We start from the raw sequence: 1,323 nt of genomic DNA on the forward strand, positions 1-1,323 counted from the left end.
ATGAGCCTTCACACCAGATTCTTCTTAGTTTTTGAACCAGTTTGTAACCACTTGTTTTTGTCCTTTTCATGTTTTCTTCTAATAGTTCATGGGCGATAGGGCGTGATATGGTTCTTTTGGTCGCTGTTTTCCCGAAGCATTCCACTCTGAAAGGACAGACTTTACAGTCTTTGGTTTTTGCCGAATAGGTCTTGTAATTTGTTTCGCCACTTCTCATTAAATGTGTAAAGGCTAGTTCCTTCTTATTTTGACAGAGGTATATATCCTTTTCGCTATTATAAGTGAACTCCCGATGCGAGGTTGTCTTAAACGCCGAATCATACTGAATGGGACTGATATACCCCGTTATGCCTAATGTTTTTAATCCATGGTGAATAGGAGTTGTATCGTATCCACGATCCGCCCCTACATTCTTAATATTTAAATGAAACTTCTCTTTTATCACTTTCAAGCGTTCTACGTAAGGTTCGCAGTCATTTACATTTCCTGCACTCGGATGAATATCTATTATGATTCCGTTTTGGGTATCAATGCTGGCATGAGCCAAATAGTGGGGACCTGATGGTTTCCCGGGTCGATTTAATAATCCTGAATCAGGATCGGTTTTAGAGACGGACACTATTTTTGTAGTAGATTCTTTCGGTTTTCTCCCAGCCTTTTTTCGACCAGCGTTTTCTCTTTTCTCCTGCAGTTCTTTTTCAAGCTTCTTTGCCTCCTCTTCAAGAGTATTTAAATACTGGGAAGGAGTCTTCTCAACCTCAACCTTTTTCACCTGATCCTTAGAAGCACTGGCTTTTATATGGGTAGAATCTGTCACAATAGTTTCCCCTGTGACCAACCCTTTTTCAATGCATAGTGAAACAATGTGATCGAAGATTTCTTGGAATACGGCACTGTCTTTAAACCGTCTTCGACGATTTTGACTAAAAGTAGAGTGGTCAGGAATTCGATCAGATAGATCAAGTCCTAAAAACCATCTATAAGCAAGATTTACATGAACCTCCTGTTCAAGTTCGCGTTCTGAGTCAATATTAAAAAGATAGCCGATAAGCAACATCTTGAAAAGGAGGACGGGATCCAAAGACTTCCGGCCCAGTTTCGAATAAAAACTTTCCATTTTAACGTATATAAAAGAGAAGTCAATTCTCTCCAATATTAAGCGGAGAATATGATTAGCAGGAACAAAATCGTTCAAATCAATAAACTCCATTTTGCTTTGGTACTCATCATTGCGTCCCATCATAGAAATCCCTCCAATAAAAAACCTGCATAGAATAAATTCTATACAGGTTTCAAAAATCCTTTTAGATTGTCAACAGCCCC

The 1,323-nt window shown here is 38.9% G+C and carries 1 protein-coding gene; it reads right to left on the minus strand.

Annotation, left to right across the window (positions count from 1 at the left end; translation table 11 throughout):
• A partial coding sequence (locus ACFX4X_RS25445; protein WP_377387653.1) for an IS1182 family transposase occupies window positions 1–1,243 on the minus strand: 1,243 nt, incomplete at its 3' end.
• Between the last annotated feature and the right edge of the window lie 80 nt (window positions 1,244–1,323).

It is taken from the genome of Peribacillus sp. YIM B13481 (genome assembly GCF_042787985.1).
GTDB classification, from domain to species: domain Bacteria; phylum Bacillota; class Bacilli; order Bacillales; family DSM-1321; genus Peribacillus; species Peribacillus simplex_A.